The organism is Vibrio sp. Of7-15 (assembly GCF_022347565.1).
GTDB lineage: Bacteria > Pseudomonadota > Gammaproteobacteria > Enterobacterales > Vibrionaceae > NORP241.
In genome coordinates this window covers 12864-29487 of the sequence record NZ_JAKRGH010000015.1, presented here as the reverse complement: position 1 = coordinate 29487, position 16624 = coordinate 12864, and the positions used below count along the sequence as shown (strand labels likewise).

Genomic DNA, 16624 nt, shown 5'->3' with positions numbered 1-16624 from the left:
GTATGTTTCGATACATGAGCCTATGGAAAGTAAAAGAAGTTGTTGTTGCTGTAGGTATTGGGTTAGCCGCTTTGATTTCAAACTATATGACATCGTATGATTTAAATTTTGAGGTTGGCTTTCCTAATACGTAGTAGCAGTTAATATTTTTATAATCCTGAATTGTTCTTATGTAAGCGTCATCCTGCTTCCTTATATTACGAGTTAGGCAATAATATTCACAGGGGTGATTATAAGTTTAAATAATATAATTAGGTAAAGGTTATGTTTTATATTTAACTTGGGTTATGTTGTTGAACGAATATTTATTGAATCTTTCTAATATCCTTGTTGCATATCTTTCTCTGGTACGCTTTGCCTTCTTCATTTTTTAGTATAGATTAAAGATTAACAACTTATAACTATATGAAACTAAGATGAATAAAGAAGCAACTATTGCTGGGCAAGCTGTTTACTCAAAAAAAGTACTTTCAATATATGATTTTTGGGTTTTAGGGGTATCAAATCATTACTTTTGGAAATGTCCAACTCGATTTATTAGTGAGCAGTTTTCAAAAAAAGTATCATCTAATCATTTAGATGTGGGGGTTGGCTCTGGGTATTACCTTAAGAATTTCTTACCTCAAACAACAAATCGTATCGCTTTATTAGATTTGAATGAGAATAGTCTTGATACCGCGTCAAAAGTAATTAGTCATTTTCAACCAGAAGTTTACAGTGGGGATGTACTTGAGCCGCTTCAGTTAAATATTGAAAAATTTGACTCTATTAGTGTTAACTATTTACTTCATTGTTTACCTGGCGATATTGCCGAAAAGGGCATCATTTTTAAGCATTTGAAAAGTTATATGAATAATGGTGGAGTGTTGTTTGGCAGTACGATACTTGGCAAAGGTACGGATAAAAACTTCTTCGCGAAAAAATTAATGGCTATTTACAATAAAAAAGGAATATTTAGTAATCATAACGATGAACTTGATTCACTAATAGCATCATTAAATGAACACTTTACAGATGTTGAAGTTAAAGTAATAGGTTGTGTAGCGTTATTTTCAGGGAAGAAGATATAACAAATACATCAGCGTTATTTATTATCTGAATCCAAGTTATACTCGGCAACCTAAGTGTGCCGAGTTTTTCGTTTTGGGTATGTTTATATTTTAATCATGAATATCTGAGCTTTAATGCTTTTCTAAGGGATATGTTATTTTTGTTACGGCCTCATTATTCCAAACTGGATGACCTTAAGGTAATTTCGAAATGTAGTCTGATTTTTAGAGTATTTTCAATAAAATAAAAAAGGCGCTCATGCTGACGATGGTGGTTAGGAGCGTGTTCTTTGTTTTCCAAGCAACCATAAAAGCAATTATTGCCGCTAATAAATAAGGGTTTTTCAAGCCAATGTCGAGGTTGCCATGTGGAAGAAACACAATAGGAGCCCAGATGGCGGTTAAAATAGCCGGACTGGCGAAACTTAAAAATCGTTGGGCTTTGTGGTTTAAGCGCAAAGGTAGCTTGGGTTCTAGAAAGACATATCGACTTGTGAACACGATGGCGGCCATCGCAAAAATAGTTAACCAAATCATTATTTTTTCTCCTTGGTTGAACAAAGGTAGCCACAGGTCATAGCCCCTAGGCTAGCAATGATTAGCCCTCCTTCGATTTGTGCCCATGAGCATAAAACTGACAGCACAATAGCCGTGATCACCGTAAGCAGAACCGATAGGCGTTGTATTGTCGGTACAACAATAGCGATAAAGGTGGCTGCAATGGCGAACTCCAGCCCAAGCTGATCTAGGTTTGGAATGTATTTACCGGCGATGATGCCTGCGAGTGTGGCTAGATTCCAACACAGATAAAACCAGAAGCCTACACCAAGGGCAAACCAACGATTAAATTCATGCTTTTTTTGGTGGCCGCAAATGGCGAATAGCTCATCTGTTAATAGAAAGCCCAAACCTAAGCGCCATCGTAAAGGTAATGAGCTGATGTGCTGTCGCATAGAGATGCTGTATAACAAATGGCGGGAAGTAATAAAGAGTGTGGTCAGTAAAATGGTGGCAACTCCTGCCCCTGCTTTTAACAACCCTAGTGCCACCAATTGTGCTGAGCCAGCAAACACAATAGCAGACAGTGCTTGGCCCTCAATAGGCAGCAAGCCGATTTCTACGGCGAACGAGCCTGCAAGCAAGCCCCATGGAATAACCGCAATACAAAGAGGAGTGACGGCTAAGGCGCCTTTTAAAAAATGCTGGCGATGCGTATGTTCTTGAGGTGATTGAAAGGTTTGAGTATGCATATTGAGCTCGTGTTATTGTGTTTGTTATTAATTCACATTACCGCGCTCGTTATTGGAAAACTTGTACATTCTTGCTCAATTGGTGCCAGTTTACTGATTGGAGTCGTGTTTTATATGGATAGAAGCGTATGCCAATTAGCTTTTTAATTGCTTGGCGTATTGGCCTGGCGTTATCCCCATGGCCTTTTTAAAGTGGCGATGCAGATGGCTTTGATCGTGAAACCCTGTTTCTTGGGCTACATGAGAGATTTTGTTCCCGTTTCTGATCAGACTTTTTGCAAAACGTAATCGAGCCTGAATTTGGTAAGCATGAGGCGGAAAGCCAAATTGCTTTTGAAAGGCCCTTACTAAGTGACATGGGCTTAGCGAAGCCAGTTTTGCTAGATCTTGTAGTGAGACATCGGCGGATGGAAAGTCATCTAAAAACTCTTTGACTAGCAGCACTTGGCGCTGTGCTGGGGTTGGTGTGTCTAGCGGTAAACGCTGTTTTCCATGTTGCGCCATCAGCTTGGTAAGCACACCATAAATCAAAGTTTCTCGTAGTAGCTTGTTGTCTGACTGAGCCAGAGTATTAAACACAAGCTGGAGCTGGCTGGCGAGTTTGGGATCATGAACCACAGGAGAAGGGAAATAAGGCGCACCATGTTGTGACAGCCCCAACTCTTGGCTAATTTGTGCAAATTGTTCAGGCAGTGGATACATCGCCCGATAAGACCAGCCTGCTTCTGTGGCTGAATGGCCATTGTGCACTTCATCTGCGTTAACCAGAATAATACTGCCCTGAGGCGCTACATGATTGCCCCCAGTTCGGTAAAAACGCTGAGCACCATCATCAATTAAGCCAATGGTATAACCTTCATGGCTATGGCGAGAAAAGTTTTGGTGATGGTAGCTGGCAGACAGGACCTCCAGCCCTCCTAATTCTTGAGCATAGCTATAGATTGCACTTTCTTTTGAAGGGGGCGTCGCTTGATTATCCGTATCCATTTGAGTCCTTACTGCAATCTATACATGGCGGTTTTCATTTATCATAAAACATTTTGGTATGATTTTTTTGTACAAAATTGCTCATTTTGAATCGAGTTGAGGTTGTCAGATGAGTAGGAGCGGTGGTGGTAAAAAGAAAAGAGCAGGTATAAAAAAACCGAGCAGTCGTTGCTCGGCTTTCGTATTTTATAAGGTATATGATTACGCTTTGATTTCTGCGTTGTGGTATACCTGTTGTACGTCATCACAGTCGTCTAGCATGTCTAGGAATTTCTCGAACTGTGCTACGTCATCACCAGTTACCTCAGTCATTGTTTGAGGTACAAACGTGATTTCTTCAACGTCCAGTGTTACGTCAGGCATTTCAGCAGTGATTGTGCTTTTCACTTTGAAGAATTCAGTGTGAGGAGCAAATACTGTGATTACGCCGTTTTCTAGTTCGATGTCGCTCACGTCAACGTCAGCCATCATTAGTGTTTCTAGTACTGCTTCTTCGTCATCACCTTTGAACTGGAATACAGCTTGGTGATCGAACATGTGAGCAACAGCGCCAGGGCCACCGATTTTTGCGTAGTTTTTAACAAAACATTGGCGAACATCTTGGAATGTACGGTTGCCGTTATCTGTTAGACAGTCAACGATTACGCTACAGCCACCTGGGCCAAAACCTTCGTAGCGTGCTGCAGAGTAGTCTTCACCACCGCCGCCAGCAGCTTTGTCCAGTGCTTTGTCAATAACGTGAACAGGTACGTTGTCTTTTTTCGCTTTTGAAATCAGATGACGTAGAGACAAGTTCATGTCTGGATCTGTACCACCGTTTTTAGCACAAACGTAAATCTCTTTACCGTACTTAGAATAAACTTTGATTTTTGCGCCTTGTGTTTTTGCCATTGAGGCCTTGCGCACTTCAAAACTTCTTCCCATTGGAATGTTCTCTCTGTTTTTGTTAGGGATAACTTAGCGCTGATTTTATCAGAACCAAGGTGGTTTGGGCTAGCTCCCCTTGTTGTTTGCCGTTTTTACGAGCTTTATTTTCCGAAAAATGAGAGAAATTGTAGGTAGGGTTATGTAACTGGTAAGGAATCTTGACGTTATTTTGTTTGTTCTGTTAATAAACAATCTCGTTTATGGGATAAAAATAGAGTGAAACAGGGAAGCTGGTTAAGTCTTGTTTTCTTATGAATCGAGATGGGCAGTCAGAAGAAGTGGCAGAAGTGATTGTTTGGCTTGTGTCGGATAAAGCCTCTTATGCCACTGGTGTGTAGTGGTTTATCGGTAGGAAAAGTGGTTGTTTCCTTGAATTCAGGTTATTTGATAATGGCCTGAATATCTCGAAAGCAGGGGTGTTTGGCATCTTGTAATAGTTCAAATAACCACATTTCAGTGCAGGTGGATTGCGCCCCGGCTTGATGCATTTTATTTAACCCCATTTGTTTGTTTTGAAGGGTGCGAGATGAGACCGCATCTTCAATTACTTCCACATGGAATCCATTAGCCAGAAAATCCATTACTGATTGGTAAACGCAAATGTGGCTTTCTATTCCGCATACTACAAGCTGGTTGACGTTTAAGCTTTGTATGTGTTTTACGATGTTTGCATTACCCCACGCACTAAAGGTGGTTTTTTCTAACGGGGAAAGATCCGTGAGCAGCTCTGCCACTTCTGGTGTCGTTGGGCCGAGACCTTTTGGGTATTGCTCGATCCAAACAATGGGTAGGTTTAACGCTTGAGCGCCACGAATGGATTGTTTGATTTTTTGGATAAGTTGATCTTTTTCGTGCATCGCTTGAGCGAGCTTTCCTTGCACATCAACAATAACCAGTGCAGTGGATGTTTGTTTTAGCATGTGTCATTCCTTGTGCTAATTACAAAAATAATAATTTAGTTGCATATCTACTGTAACGATTCTGCTGATGTACTTTCGAGATGTAGATTCCAAGTTATGTAATTTTGTCTTTGGTTGTTATTAGGCTAAGAACGTCACAGGGTAGGTCGTAAGAGAAAATTAAGGCACCGCTTAAAAGTCAGTGCCTTAGGAAATAAATTAATCGGCAGTCGCAAGCTTGCCTGTCATGCTAGGTGTCGAGGGTGCTATGGAGTGGCAGCGCTGTTTAATGTCCCACCATACCAGTGGCGCAACAATCACAAATAGCGCTATGTTAGATAAAGGTACGGCTAGCCATACGCCGTCTAACCCTAACCATTTTGGCATCACATAGAGGAAAGGCAGCTGAACGAGCATATTACCTGCAGATACTGCTAGCGCTTTTCCGCCTTGGTTAACGGCCATGAAATACACCGAAGCTAACACAATAAAGCCATCTAAATACATGGCTAACAGATGTAAGTGGATGCCATTTTTCGTTTGAAGCACTAATTCTGCATCGTTATTACTGAAAAACTCCGTTACCCACACAGGGAATGCATTGAGCAATACTGTAATCACAACCCCTGATGCAATCACCATTTTGGTGCCAAGTACCATCATTTTACGGATGTTATCGGCTTGTTTCGCACCAAAGTAGTAACTTACTGGTGGTTGAACCCCTTCCGCAATACCTTGAGCGAGAAAGTAATAGATCATCATTAAATAACCAATGATGGCATAAGCACCTACTGTGGTCGCTGATCCATAATCCATCATGAGTTTATTATGAATAGCAATAACAAAGCTGGTGTATAGGTACATCACTAAACAGGATGAGCCGAGTGCAATTGCTTTAGCGGCTAAGCCAAAATCAAAGGTGAGAGTAGGCAAAGACAGCGTTAAATTGGAATAACGAGTAAAGAAATAGCCAATACCTAACAGCGTGACAATGGCTTGAGCAATAACCGTTGCAAGAGCGGCACCGTATAACGCCCAATCAAGCAGTGCGATAAACACATAATCTAATACAATATTAGTTACAGCTCCCACAATCATTAAAATGGTGGCAAAGGTTGGGCTCTCATCATTTCGGATCAGTAGCGGCAGGGCTGTTGCTGCTAATGAAAAAATACCGCCATACACAAACACATCAATATAGTCATGGGCTAATGCGAGGGTATTCCCTTGAGCACCTTGCGCTAATAGTAATGGAGTACCAAACGCCATGAGCAGCCCCATGGAAATAAGCCCCAGCGATAAAAGTAGCCACAACCCTGAGCTTAATGCTGCTTTGGCGGTTACAGGGTCACCTTCACCTTTATTCATCGACATTAAGCTACCGCTGCCCATGCCAACCATGAGCCCGAGGGCGGCAATAATACAAACCACAGGCCAAGCCATATTGACGCCAGCTAGCCCGTCGGCACCAATGTAGTTACCAACAAAAATGCCATCAATGATTTGATAGAGGCCATTAATGAGCATGGCAGCAATCGAGGGGATGGCGTAACGCCAAAAGGTGCGTTCAATAGACGCACTAGAATCAAAATGAGTCATGATGGTATCTGCGTATTAAGTTTAAGGAGTCACCTTATTATGAGGCGATTTGAGATTGATGAAAGTTAGTATCTATCCGAAAAGCGGATGGATTGAAAGGCAAATACGTTTTACACTTTACTTATCGTGTAAAGTAACAATACAACATCAAGATGAATTGGACCTTAGATCAATTAGACGCTTTTGTTATGTCTGTGAAGCAGGGATCGTTTTCTGCGGCGGCAAGAAAGTTAGGGAAAGCACAATCACGGGTCAGTACCGCTATTGCGAACTTAGAAGCAGACTTAGGATTTGAGCTGTTTGATAGAAGTGCACGTCTTCCAGTTTTAACTTCTGCTGGAGAAGAAATGTTCCTAGAAGCGCAAGCGGTGTTGGATCAGTGTCAGCGTTTAGAAGCACGTGCCATGACGTCGGCTGTTGGTGAAGAAATTGCGCTGGTTGTGGCAATGGATGAAGCCGTACCGATTGTGTCTTTTGAGTGTTTCTTTCAAACCATCGGGGAGCTGTTTCCTCAATTAAAACTGACCATTATTAATGGTTCGCGAGATGACATTGCCAAATGGGTGGATGAGAAGAAAGCCGATTTAGGAATTCTGTTTCATTTAAATCAGCTCCCGGATTCATTAGAAATGATGCCCATCGGTCAGTTTAAAAATATTTTAATCACTGCTCCTAATCATGGTTTGGTGTCTGATACCCCTCCCACACTGAATGATTTAAATGGTTACCGTCAACTGGTGATTCGTGATCGGGTCGGAGAAACACAAGAAAAACCAATTTCTGCAAATCATTGGTATATAGATAGCTACTATTACATTACGTCGTTAGTGATACGTGGCTTAGGTTGGGCGCTGGTGCCAGAGCACATTGTCGAGTCCGATTGGTATACCGATCAGGTGGTGGAGCTTTCAACAGAAAATATTCCGTCTTCGTTGTGGGTAGAAATGGCGGTAGTAAAACGCCGAGATAAAGGGTGTGGTAAAGTTATGAATTGGATGATAGATGAGATTGAACGTATGTATAAAGCTGAATATAGCACCGTAAAAAAGGGTCAGTAGTCGTTCTAGTTCCTGTCAGAGTTCTGTAGATAAAAGGGCTCTGCCACTTACACTTTTAATCACCTTTCTTATTTTTCTACTTATTTATCCTTCTGATATAAAATCCATCCTTTCAGTGCTACTTGTTTTATAAAGTTTCAATGCTAATACTATTGAATCATAAATGCAACAAGTGTTTAACTTTTGTTGTGCACTGATTCTGATTGTATATGTTATGTCTCATTTTAGATTTGTTTTTATTATGTTTTTGTTGCGTTGTTAATTGTTGAAGTTATCATTCCCGAAAAATAATCCTATTGGTAAATGTATTATTTGAATGATTCACTTTTTATTTTTTTATAATTCGCCTTTACCACTTTATTATTTTAGGTTTTAGAATTTGTAATGAGTAATTAATCTATATAACCATGTTAAATGAAGGGTTAAAGTAATCAATCTAGTTTATAGATTGATTGTTTATTATTCTACGTTTTCTATTTATATAGATTATTTGTGCTATAAAAATAAACATCAATAATAAACAATTAAACTTAATAACTAACTGGAAAAGAGTCAGCCTATGTCTGAATTAAATGTAATGGAAAATAATGATAAACTGGGAAAACATGGATTTTACTATACTGATAAGCAGTCTTACTATCCTGTTCCTCCAGAAGATAATTCAAATTTTAAATCGACTAGAATACACTTCCACCTTGATGCAGAATGTCATGAAGATGTAACCGATATTGTGGCGGAAATTTTTAACCAATCCGAAGGTGTTAAAGATAACCTTAAAATTTACCCTATTAATTACTTGGAACTTGGACCTCAAGTTAAAGAAAACCTAATTTATCAGCAGATGATGAATTTCCATGAGATCACAGATTCTAAAGATGAAGCATTTGTAACTGGTCGATTTGGCGATGTCTTTGATCATGAAGCAATGAATGCTGTTCTTCTTGCAACAGAAAAAACAAAAAAAGAAACAAGAAGAATGGTTGAGATCGAAGAATATATCGGTTTATGGAAGTTTGATACTGATGGTTCTGTAATAACAGAGCATGAGTTTGAGCCTGTATTCGTTGATATGTCTTTATTATCAAATTTTTCAAAGTATCTCTGTGATCCAATTCCAACGTACGAATTGCATTTTGGATTTAATATTCCTAAAGATAAATACCCTGAGATGCCATTGAAATTAAATGATCTAATGAATGCTTGCTCAGAGGCAGGGCTTAATTTAGGTGGATGGTTTATTTTCAGTCACACTGAGCGATGGAGTTATCGTTCTAATGAGTTTACTTATACCGACGAAAGTGACTCACTTGAGCAGCTATTTAAGAAAGCAAAAGCACTTAGAACCTTGATGCATGATCTTGGGTTTACTGATATCGAGCCCGATTTCTCATTAGAAATTGTGCATGGAATTTGGGCTTTTGAGCCAGAGCAAGCAGCGTTGTAATTTGGTTTATAGGCTAGGGTAAGAAAAGTGAAAGGTACGGTTGATAATAACAAGGGATTGAAAAGTAAAGTTATTTTATTTATGGGTTTTCCAGGCTCAGGCAAAGGAACACAGGGAAAAATATTGGCTGATGAGGGTAAATTAAATATTCCTCACCTTTCCACTGGAGAGTTGTATAGAAAAGAAGCAGAAAAGAAAACCGAACTTGGTAAAAAAATGCTTCACTATATGAATCTTGGTGTACCCATACCAAATGACTTAACATTTGATTACTTGAGTAATGAGCTTAGTTCTCCAAAATATGATAAAGGCTTGATTCTTGATGGTTATCCAAAGCAAATAGATCATCTTAATTTTCTTGAGAAGATATTAGAATCTCAAGGAAAAGAAATTGCTTCAGTATTATATTTTTCAATAAAACGTGATGAAGTGGTAAAACGATTAAAAGGAAGGTTATTTTGCTCTGGATGTGAGAGTAACTTTCATGATCGCTTTCATCCCCCTAAAGTTGAAGGCAAATGTGATAGGTGTGGTTTAGATCTCTTTAGAAGAGAAGATGACACTGAAGATGCCATCAATAAAAGGCTTGATGTTTTTGAAGAAAAAACAAAGCCATTAAAAAAGCTTTTTGAAGAGCGTGGGGTTTTAGTTCAGGTTGATGCGAATAAAAATATTGAACAATTAACTAACGAGGTTTTAGAGCAAACATCTTTAGTTTTTTCTTAATGTGAAAAGGTAAATCATGCTTATTAAAATAAACTCAGGTAATCTGAATAAAATAAATGAATATAAGCAATATCTTGAGAGTTCAGGCCATGAAATAGAAACAACAGACATCGATTTGAAAGAGCCTGTGAGTAATCATGAAACAATAACATGCTATAAAGCATCTCAGTTTTCTGATGAAATTTTAATCGATGATGTGTCTTTAGATATTGAAGGATTTGATATTGGCGTTAATGTACGGTGGTTTTTAGAGAAAGGAGAGTTTCACAAGGAAAAGTATTGGAATCGAAAAAGCTCATTTAAATGCTGTATCGGGGTAAATAAAAATAACACCATTTATATATACAAAGGCGTTGTAGAAGGAATAATCACTTCACCCCGAGGGAACGAATTTGGTATTGCCCCATTTTTTTTACCAAATGGTGCAACTAAGACATTAGGTGAAGAGATGCCGCCTGAGCTGAATCCTAGGTATTTAGCTCTCAAGAATTTTTTAAATGATCAGTGGAGTTTAAAGCTAGATCCAATAAAGAAATGGGATGGTGAATTTCAGTGAAAGCACGAGTAATACTTCATACAGATGAAAAGAATAAAGTAACGGAATTTGGTAAATGTTTTTCGCTTTATGATATTAACGTCATTCAAGATTTAACACCGGTACCAAAGTCTCAGATCATGCAAGACTTATTGGATAAAGATCCTAAGCTGCTTGCTTTTATACAAGAATCGACTCACTTGTATAAGGCAGATACAGAGGAGGTTTGCGATTTTATTGACCTTGAGCTTGTGGATCATCACTCCGTGTTGGATGTGTATACGCTTTCTAATGGAAAGGTGGTGAAAAAGCGTTATCGCCATATTACGAAAGGGTATCTTGATTTTGCTCTGAGATGCCAAGACGGAAACCGCGTTTTTGGTTGGGATGATGTGTTTGTGGTTAAAGAAACGCACACAAGTTATCACGAATTAAAGGAGAAAGGGTTAAAAGTCTCCTCTCGTGATATGACTATCTCTCAATTTATTGAAGATCATATTCATTATAAAGTGCCGCTGAATATGTATTATTATCCACAGAAAGCCAAGGAAGTGATTGACTTTGAGCTGTCTGTGAAAGACTTCATGAAGAGTAATTCGTACATACAGAACCCGGTAGTTAATGATATCGGCTTTAACCATTTATTTGACAAAGTGTTAGATAGTGGCGTGTTTTTTCGTTCCGCAGTGAATCGTAGGCAGAAAAACTATTGGCTACCTGGTCTTAATGCTGGTGTTCCATTAACACGCAAAAAAGACCCAATCCATGAAACCACATTTATCGTTCACGATTTTTGTCATTTCTTAATTCCTGATCTTATTTATACAGGAGCGAACTCTAAGCAGCATAAAACCGCTTATATTTTATACCGAATGATGAGCGAGGCTTCTACGTTAGTTTTAGCCGACATGTTGTTTGTTGATTGCTTACAGAGGTCTGGGATTGAATATAATTATGCCAAAAGGTGTATATACCCTTTATTTTCAGATCTTGGGTTAGACTTCAGCGATAAGAGTAAATTTAGAGATAACCTTAAAACGTTAGTAAAAGCAAATGCTGCTTATTGTTTAAAAGGTGATGATAGTGAGTATAAAAGGCTGTTAGCTTTAGGTGATAAAACTCACGATAGCCTTGATTTATTCAAAGGTAAATATCATGCGTTCTTTTGTGAAGACTACCGATGGACACAGAGAAACTGGGTATGTATGTCTTCTAAGCAGGATAAATTTAAGAGTTGGTGGGAGTTTGTATCACCACTTGCCAAGATTTATCAATTAGACATTCAAACGATTGATGACTTTTTGTCTATTAACAGCTTGGATTTATCCAATGAAGAAGAGACCATAAACACAGTTGTTAATCATGTCATTGATAAGCAGATCATGACGTTTTTTGAGCCGTCAGTTGAGCACCCATACTCAAGCAAAACGAAAGCATTTATTCGTTATATGATGGGGCAATTCTTGATATTTGAATACTTCGATTTTGTAGAAAGTTCTCAGATATACAAGAATAAGATAATGGAGGTATTGTGCAGCCCTCAATTTGATGGGAGTTCAGAAATGATAAAAAGTATTCGGTGTTTTTATCAAGATTTTCTTAAAGAACTATTATCAAAAAACATAATATCGAAGGATGATTGTAATACATACAGCGATGTCTTCCCTCTTTTTGACCCATATTTTGTTTTCTACGATGAAGACAAAGAATATTATCCAGAGCTTAAATCTATTTATAAAGAGATTCTTTTTAAATAATTAAGAAATGAGTCAGTTGCTGTTCCATGATAATTTTATTGAAAGCACCATAGGCTAGATTTGAAGTCATATGTGACTCTAATATTACTTATAATAAGAGTTAATGTTTATTTAGCCAGATAAATAAATGCATCTGGAATGGCAGATTATAATTTCAATCATTTGTAATGAATATTTTATTAACCTATTTCTACAATCATAAAATTGAAATAACTAGAGGAAGTAAATTTGATAACAAATTTCTTTTTGAAAAATAAACAATTTATTTTGATGATGACATTGTTGTCATGTTTTACCTTCAATACAAAAGTATTAAAAATTTTAAAAGATACCTTAGTTGTGGCCAACCCAAACTTAGGTGCACAATTGATCCCATTTTTAAAAACATGGGCATTGATTCCTTTTACTATATTGATTATTTATATATTTAATAAACTCTCAAACAGATATTCTCCTTTGCGGGTTTTCCAGATCCTGACTTCTGCATTTTTGTCATTTTTCTTTATCTATTACTTTTTCTTATGGCCTTATACTCCTAGTGTGCTCCCGTCTGGTGCTATAGATGTTGTTTACAACCTGCTACCAGATGGCTTACATAGTTTAGGCTTAATGATTGAATACTGGCCTATTTCTTTGTTTTATGTCATGGCTGACTCTTGGTCTATTCTTTTTATTTCTCTTATCTTTTGGAATATTATTTCCCAAATTGTACCGCCAGAAAGAGCGAAGGAGACTTATCCATGGTTTTCATTAGATATTAGCGCCATTGTCATAGGCTTTATTGCTCTGTTTTTTGTACTTTTTGAAAAAATATTCTTACAAGGTTTAGATTCGGCTTGGTCATTTAAGTTTTCTAGCTATATGGCTTTGCTGATATCGGTGTGCCTCTTACAGCTTTATGTTTTTTCGCAATTGGTAAAACGTGAAAAACTGCCTCCTCTTCCAAGTAAAAAAGGGGAAGGGTTGAATGTTAAAGATAAGAAAAAATTGATTCGGTCTCCATTTTTTATAGGTATCGCTATTACGGTATTCTTAATGGAATTTACGGATGCTTTGTTTGATACAATATGGAAAGATGTGCTTAGTCGGGCTTACCCAGACCCTAGTGACTTTAGTAATTACCTTTCATGGGTGACAGCCATTAACGGTGTTCTAGTTACATTCACGGTATTTTTTATATCTAGAAGGTTGTTGAAAAAATACAGTTGGACAAGAGTGGCTATTTTAACACCTATATGTTTAGCGTTAACTAGCACGGTATTTTTTGCTTGTTTATTTTTTACAAGTTTTTCTACTACGTTAGCTGAGCTATTTTCTGTTAGGCCAGAAGCTGTGATTGTATTTGCTGGCGCTGTGCAAGCGTGTGTAATGCAATTAGCGAAAACTACGTTCTTTGATAATACTCGTGAACTTGCCTTTTTATCTTGTTCAGTTGAAGAACGAAGAATCGGAAAGTCATTTTCAGATGCATTTGCTACCCGTATGGGTAAATCGACCGCTTCTATTACTCAACAATCCTTATTGCTTCTTTTTGTTGTATTACCTGCAACATATTCATACATGTCGATGCTGATTGTTCTATCTATTCCGATTTGGATATATTCAACGTGTCTTGTTGGTAAACATTTAAAGTTACGGAATAAAGAAGAGCATATTTTAAAGGAGGAAAAGGAATTAGCCACTCACTCTTAGTGGCCTAAGCGGCTGATATTATCCCTAATTTAGGTTAAGTCGTTATTTATATTTATTAAAAAATAGGATTAGGATAAAAACATAATGGAAACAAGAAAGCCTTTTTCATCAGCGGAAACTCGTGAAAAAGAGAGTACAAAGTGGCACATTATTTTGCTTTTATGGGGCGCAGGTATTCTGGCAGCAATGCAATTTGCAAAGTTCTCTATTACTTATGATTCGCTTATCAATCATTACACTTCTGGCCCTGGAGCTATGGGGATCGCTTTATCTATTGTTGGTATCGTGGGGCTTTTTTTAGGCTCGACAGCGGGTGTTCTTGTTGGACGTATCGGTTTTAAGAAGGTATTAGTTGGCTCTTTGTTACTAGGTGGGATCTTATCCATTTTACAAGCACAAACCCCACCTTTAACTCTTTTGGTGTTTAGTAGGGCGCTGGAAGGTCTTTCTCATTTGGGTATCGTCGTTGCTGCTCCAATCTTGATTGTTATGAATTCTGGTAAGTCACATCAGGCGATTGCAATGGGACTATGGGGAACATTTTTTGGTGTTGGGTATGCGGTTGCTGGTTGGCTTGGCTTACAGTTCATAGAGCTGTTTGGTTTTCAAAGTATCTACGTTATTCATGGTTTAGCGATGTTCACGCTGGCCACTGTCTTTATGCTGTTATTAAAGGTGAAGAGAGCTGAAGTGGAAGGTTTTTCTTTGCGTTTGTTCATCACGAATCTACCGAAAGACTTACGCCAAGTTTATTCAAATCCAAGAACCTGTTTTCCCGCCATTATCTTTCTGTTTCATGCGTTGATTTTTGTTGCCTTGCTGACCTTTTTACCTAAGTTGGCAGGTGATCAAAAGATGACTGATTGGCTGACGGTAGTGCTGCCTCTGGTGAGCATGGCAGGGACCTTCATCGCTGGTTTTATCTCACAGTATTTACTCTCTCCTAAAACACTGGCCAAGCTCTCTTTTATTGGAATAAGTGTATGTATGTTACTCATTCATATTTATGCTGATTCTTTTAAAGTGTTACCTATCTTGTGTATTGGTACTATGCTCTGTTCGGGGCTGGTTCAAGGGGCTGCTTTTGCGTTGATCCCTCTGATGACAAAAAATGAATTTGAGCAATCAAACAGTATCGGAGCGATTGCTCAGCTTGGTAATTTAGGGGCGACAGTCGGTTCTCCTCTCATTGCTATGGCTTTTGCGCAATTCATGACATTAGGCATGGCTGCTGTAGTTATTGTTATTTGTGGCTTCGGCATTGTTAGCGCTTATCTTGCGAGGAAGTACTAGGCGTTGGTGTTGGGCTTTACATGAATATAGCGTCGTCACACGACGCTATATTTTATTTCGGCTTTGATTACTTTGGCGTTTTGATAAAACGAGTTTTTACGTCTGAAGCTCTCACATCCTTGGATGATGGTGATTGTTTATTGAGTCTACGTGAGTGATGTTTATCACTGAACATCACGCCTGCTCCGTGGTAGCCCGTGACTATGGGTTGCTGAAAACCATGTTTATGTAACGCATCACATAAATATTGGCCTAAAGGTTGTTCGTCTATCTTCTTTTTACCAATAAGCTTATATTTCCATAAGTATTTTGGTTTTTCTGCTTTGTGTAGATCTTTCTCTGCAAAAGATTTTGGTTCTGTTGTGTCTGCGCTATAACAAGCAAGTGTGCGAAAATCGATGAATTGTTTGTCAATACCACCACTTACCAGCTGTTCTACAACTTGTTCTACGGTTAACGCACCCGTTATGCCATTTTCATCGGAAAAGAAGCCTCTCGAACCCGCTAGCCCATGACCTAAAATATACAGTTTACTGGACTCTGGACTCAGTTTAGATAGCTCGCTCGGTGTGGCAGAGTTACTTATTACTGATAATTGGTTTAATACATCATAATGGGTTAAGAAGCGCTGACTATTTTTTAAGGCTTGATTAAACTTTTGCTCTCCGAGGTTTTTTTTCGTTTCTGTAATGGAACCTTTATATGACTTTATTATGTTCGGTAATACCTCCGTGTCATCTTTTAATTCTTTAAGTTTGAGCCTGCGAAGGCGTTCAAAGTTTGTTTTGTCATTATCATCTTTTACGATAACGGGATATAAAGGCTTTTTATTGGTAAACCGGCCAATATTTTCTGCAAAAGCCATATCAACAATGTCTTCACTCACAAAAGGGGCATAAATAACGCCCTGTGTTTGAAGTGGGGTGTTACCAGCCTGAGCTGTTGCCTGTTGAGCCCTAGAAGCAGAGCTTTGTGATGCCGAAGTTCCTGATGCGGTAGCCTGACTTGAGCCAGCCTGGGTATTCTGAGCACCAGTGATGGGGTTAGCAGCGGAAGCCTGAGATTGCGCATTTGCTTGAGCTTGTTGTCGCCCTCTTTCTACGACGGCACTCGGGTGTTTGGATTTGAGTGGATTTAGCCCTGATTTTTTAGCGCTTTCAGGCTGAGCTTCAAATTTTGCAACTGCTTCATCATAACTCCAAGAAGAGTGAGCCCAATACATGGATTCTGGAGGTGGAAAGGGGTAATCGTAGTTATTCATATGTTACTTATTTATGGATAATTTATTATGCAACAATATTAATATTTTTGTGGGTGGTTTTCTTCACAAAGTAATAGTGTTATTCACTATATTTCATTCTGTTTTTGTTGTTCAGAAGTGAAAATAATTATAATTTATTCAGTTATT

At 38.4% G+C, this 16624-nt stretch carries 15 protein-coding genes; 8 read left to right on the top strand and 7 right to left on the bottom strand.

Annotated elements, in window-relative coordinates; translation table 11 throughout:
- Nucleotides 1–416: 416 nt before the first annotated feature.
- The gene (locus tag MHO82_RS15435; RefSeq protein ID WP_239185022.1) at nucleotides 417–1070 is read left to right on the top strand and encodes a class I SAM-dependent methyltransferase; all 654 of its coding nucleotides are present in this window, start codon (nucleotides 417–419) and stop codon (nucleotides 1068–1070) included.
- 204 nt (nucleotides 1071–1274) lie between these two features.
- Here MHO82_RS15435 and MHO82_RS15430 read toward each other — a convergent pair whose 3' ends face one another.
- From MHO82_RS15430 to MHO82_RS15405, 6 genes are all read right to left on the bottom strand, one after another.
- The gene (locus MHO82_RS15430; protein WP_239185020.1) at nucleotides 1275–1586 is read right to left on the bottom strand and encodes an AzlD domain-containing protein; all 312 of its coding nucleotides are present in this window, start codon (nucleotides 1584–1586) and stop codon (nucleotides 1275–1277) included.
- On the bottom strand, nucleotides 1586–2299 hold the full coding sequence (locus tag MHO82_RS15425) for an AzlC family ABC transporter permease (protein WP_239185018.1): 714 nt from the start codon (nucleotides 2297–2299) through the stop codon (nucleotides 1586–1588). The genes MHO82_RS15430 and MHO82_RS15425 overlap by 1 nt, the downstream gene beginning before the upstream one ends.
- Before the next feature lie 135 nt (nucleotides 2300–2434).
- Nucleotides 2435–3286: an AraC family transcriptional regulator gene (locus MHO82_RS15420; RefSeq protein WP_239185016.1), complete on the bottom strand. Its 852-nt coding sequence runs from the start codon at nucleotides 3284–3286 to the stop codon at nucleotides 2435–2437.
- Between the two features lie 201 nt (nucleotides 3287–3487).
- Nucleotides 3488–4210, bottom strand: coding sequence for a YebC/PmpR family DNA-binding transcriptional regulator (locus tag MHO82_RS15415; protein ID WP_239185013.1), 723 nt, complete (start codon nucleotides 4208–4210; stop codon nucleotides 3488–3490).
- A 383-nt stretch (nucleotides 4211–4593) separates the two neighbouring features.
- Nucleotides 4594–5133, bottom strand: coding sequence for a hydrolase (locus MHO82_RS15410; protein WP_239185011.1), 540 nt, complete (start codon nucleotides 5131–5133; stop codon nucleotides 4594–4596).
- Between the two features lie 198 nt (nucleotides 5134–5331).
- On the bottom strand, nucleotides 5332–6711 hold the full coding sequence (locus MHO82_RS15405; RefSeq protein ID WP_239185009.1) for an MATE family efflux transporter: 1380 nt from the start codon (nucleotides 6709–6711) through the stop codon (nucleotides 5332–5334).
- 152 nt (nucleotides 6712–6863) lie between these two features.
- Between MHO82_RS15405 and MHO82_RS15400 the strand changes: the two genes are divergently transcribed.
- The 7 genes from MHO82_RS15400 to MHO82_RS15370 all read left to right on the top strand — a co-directional run bounded on the left by MHO82_RS15400 (nucleotide 6864) and on the right by MHO82_RS15370 (nucleotide 15216).
- Entirely contained in the window at nucleotides 6864–7769 is a 906-nt protein-coding gene (locus MHO82_RS15400; RefSeq protein ID WP_239185007.1) for a LysR family transcriptional regulator, read from the top strand.
- A gap of 559 nt (nucleotides 7770–8328) precedes the next feature.
- Complete coding sequence (locus tag MHO82_RS15395) at nucleotides 8329–9213, top strand: hypothetical protein (RefSeq protein ID WP_239185005.1); 885 nt, start codon at nucleotides 8329–8331, stop codon at nucleotides 9211–9213.
- 27 nt (nucleotides 9214–9240) lie between these two features.
- Nucleotides 9241–9939, top strand: a complete 699-nt coding sequence (locus tag MHO82_RS15390) for a nucleoside monophosphate kinase (protein WP_239185003.1) — start codon at nucleotides 9241–9243, stop codon at nucleotides 9937–9939.
- Nucleotides 9940–9955: 16 nt separating this feature from the next.
- Nucleotides 9956–10495: a non-canonical purine NTP pyrophosphatase gene (locus tag MHO82_RS15385; RefSeq protein WP_239185000.1), complete on the top strand. Its 540-nt coding sequence runs from the start codon at nucleotides 9956–9958 to the stop codon at nucleotides 10493–10495.
- Nucleotides 10492–12231: a hypothetical protein gene (locus MHO82_RS15380; RefSeq protein WP_239184998.1), complete on the top strand. Its 1740-nt coding sequence runs from the start codon at nucleotides 10492–10494 to the stop codon at nucleotides 12229–12231. The genes MHO82_RS15385 and MHO82_RS15380 overlap by 4 nt, the downstream gene beginning before the upstream one ends.
- 228 nt (nucleotides 12232–12459) lie before the next feature.
- Nucleotides 12460–13923, top strand: a complete 1464-nt coding sequence (locus MHO82_RS15375; protein ID WP_239184996.1) for an NTP/NDP exchange transporter — start codon at nucleotides 12460–12462, stop codon at nucleotides 13921–13923.
- An 84-nt stretch (nucleotides 13924–14007) separates the two neighbouring features.
- Nucleotides 14008–15216 (top strand): MFS transporter, encoded by a 1209-nt coding sequence (locus MHO82_RS15370; protein ID WP_239184994.1) that lies wholly within the window; start codon nucleotides 14008–14010, stop codon nucleotides 15214–15216.
- Between the two features lie 67 nt (nucleotides 15217–15283).
- On the opposite strand, the gene MHO82_RS15365 is transcribed toward MHO82_RS15370, so the two are convergent.
- Complete coding sequence (locus MHO82_RS15365; protein WP_239184992.1) at nucleotides 15284–16477, bottom strand: hypothetical protein; 1194 nt, start codon at nucleotides 16475–16477, stop codon at nucleotides 15284–15286.
- Nucleotides 16478–16624: the final 147 nt, after the last annotated feature.

Bases quoted from the DNA above. Each gene is read 5' to 3' on its own strand.
- MHO82_RS15435 (WP_239185022.1), top strand. From the start codon at position 417: ATGAATAAAGAAGCAACTATTGCTGGGCAAGCTGTTTACTCAAAAAAA.
- MHO82_RS15430 (WP_239185020.1), bottom strand. From the start codon at position 1,586: ATGATTTGGTTAACTATTTTTGCGATGGCCGCCATCGTGTTCACAAGT.
- MHO82_RS15425 (WP_239185018.1), bottom strand. From the start codon at position 2,299: ATGCATACTCAAACCTTTCAATCACCTCAAGAACATACGCATCGCCAG.
- MHO82_RS15420 (WP_239185016.1), bottom strand. From the start codon at position 3,286: ATGGATACGGATAATCAAGCGACGCCCCCTTCAAAAGAAAGTGCAATC.
- MHO82_RS15415 (WP_239185013.1), bottom strand. From the start codon at position 4,210: ATGGGAAGAAGTTTTGAAGTGCGCAAGGCCTCAATGGCAAAAACACAA.
- MHO82_RS15410 (WP_239185011.1), bottom strand. From the start codon at position 5,133: ATGCTAAAACAAACATCCACTGCACTGGTTATTGTTGATGTGCAAGGA.
- MHO82_RS15405 (WP_239185009.1), bottom strand. From the start codon at position 6,711: ATGACTCATTTTGATTCTAGTGCGTCTATTGAACGCACCTTTTGGCGT.
- MHO82_RS15400 (WP_239185007.1), top strand. From the start codon at position 6,864: ATGAATTGGACCTTAGATCAATTAGACGCTTTTGTTATGTCTGTGAAG.
- MHO82_RS15395 (WP_239185005.1), top strand. From the start codon at position 8,329: ATGTCTGAATTAAATGTAATGGAAAATAATGATAAACTGGGAAAACAT.
- MHO82_RS15385 (WP_239185000.1), top strand. From the start codon at position 9,956: ATGCTTATTAAAATAAACTCAGGTAATCTGAATAAAATAAATGAATAT.
- MHO82_RS15370 (WP_239184994.1), top strand. From the start codon at position 14,008: ATGGAAACAAGAAAGCCTTTTTCATCAGCGGAAACTCGTGAAAAAGAG.
- MHO82_RS15365 (WP_239184992.1), bottom strand. From the start codon at position 16,477: ATGAATAACTACGATTACCCCTTTCCACCTCCAGAATCCATGTATTGG.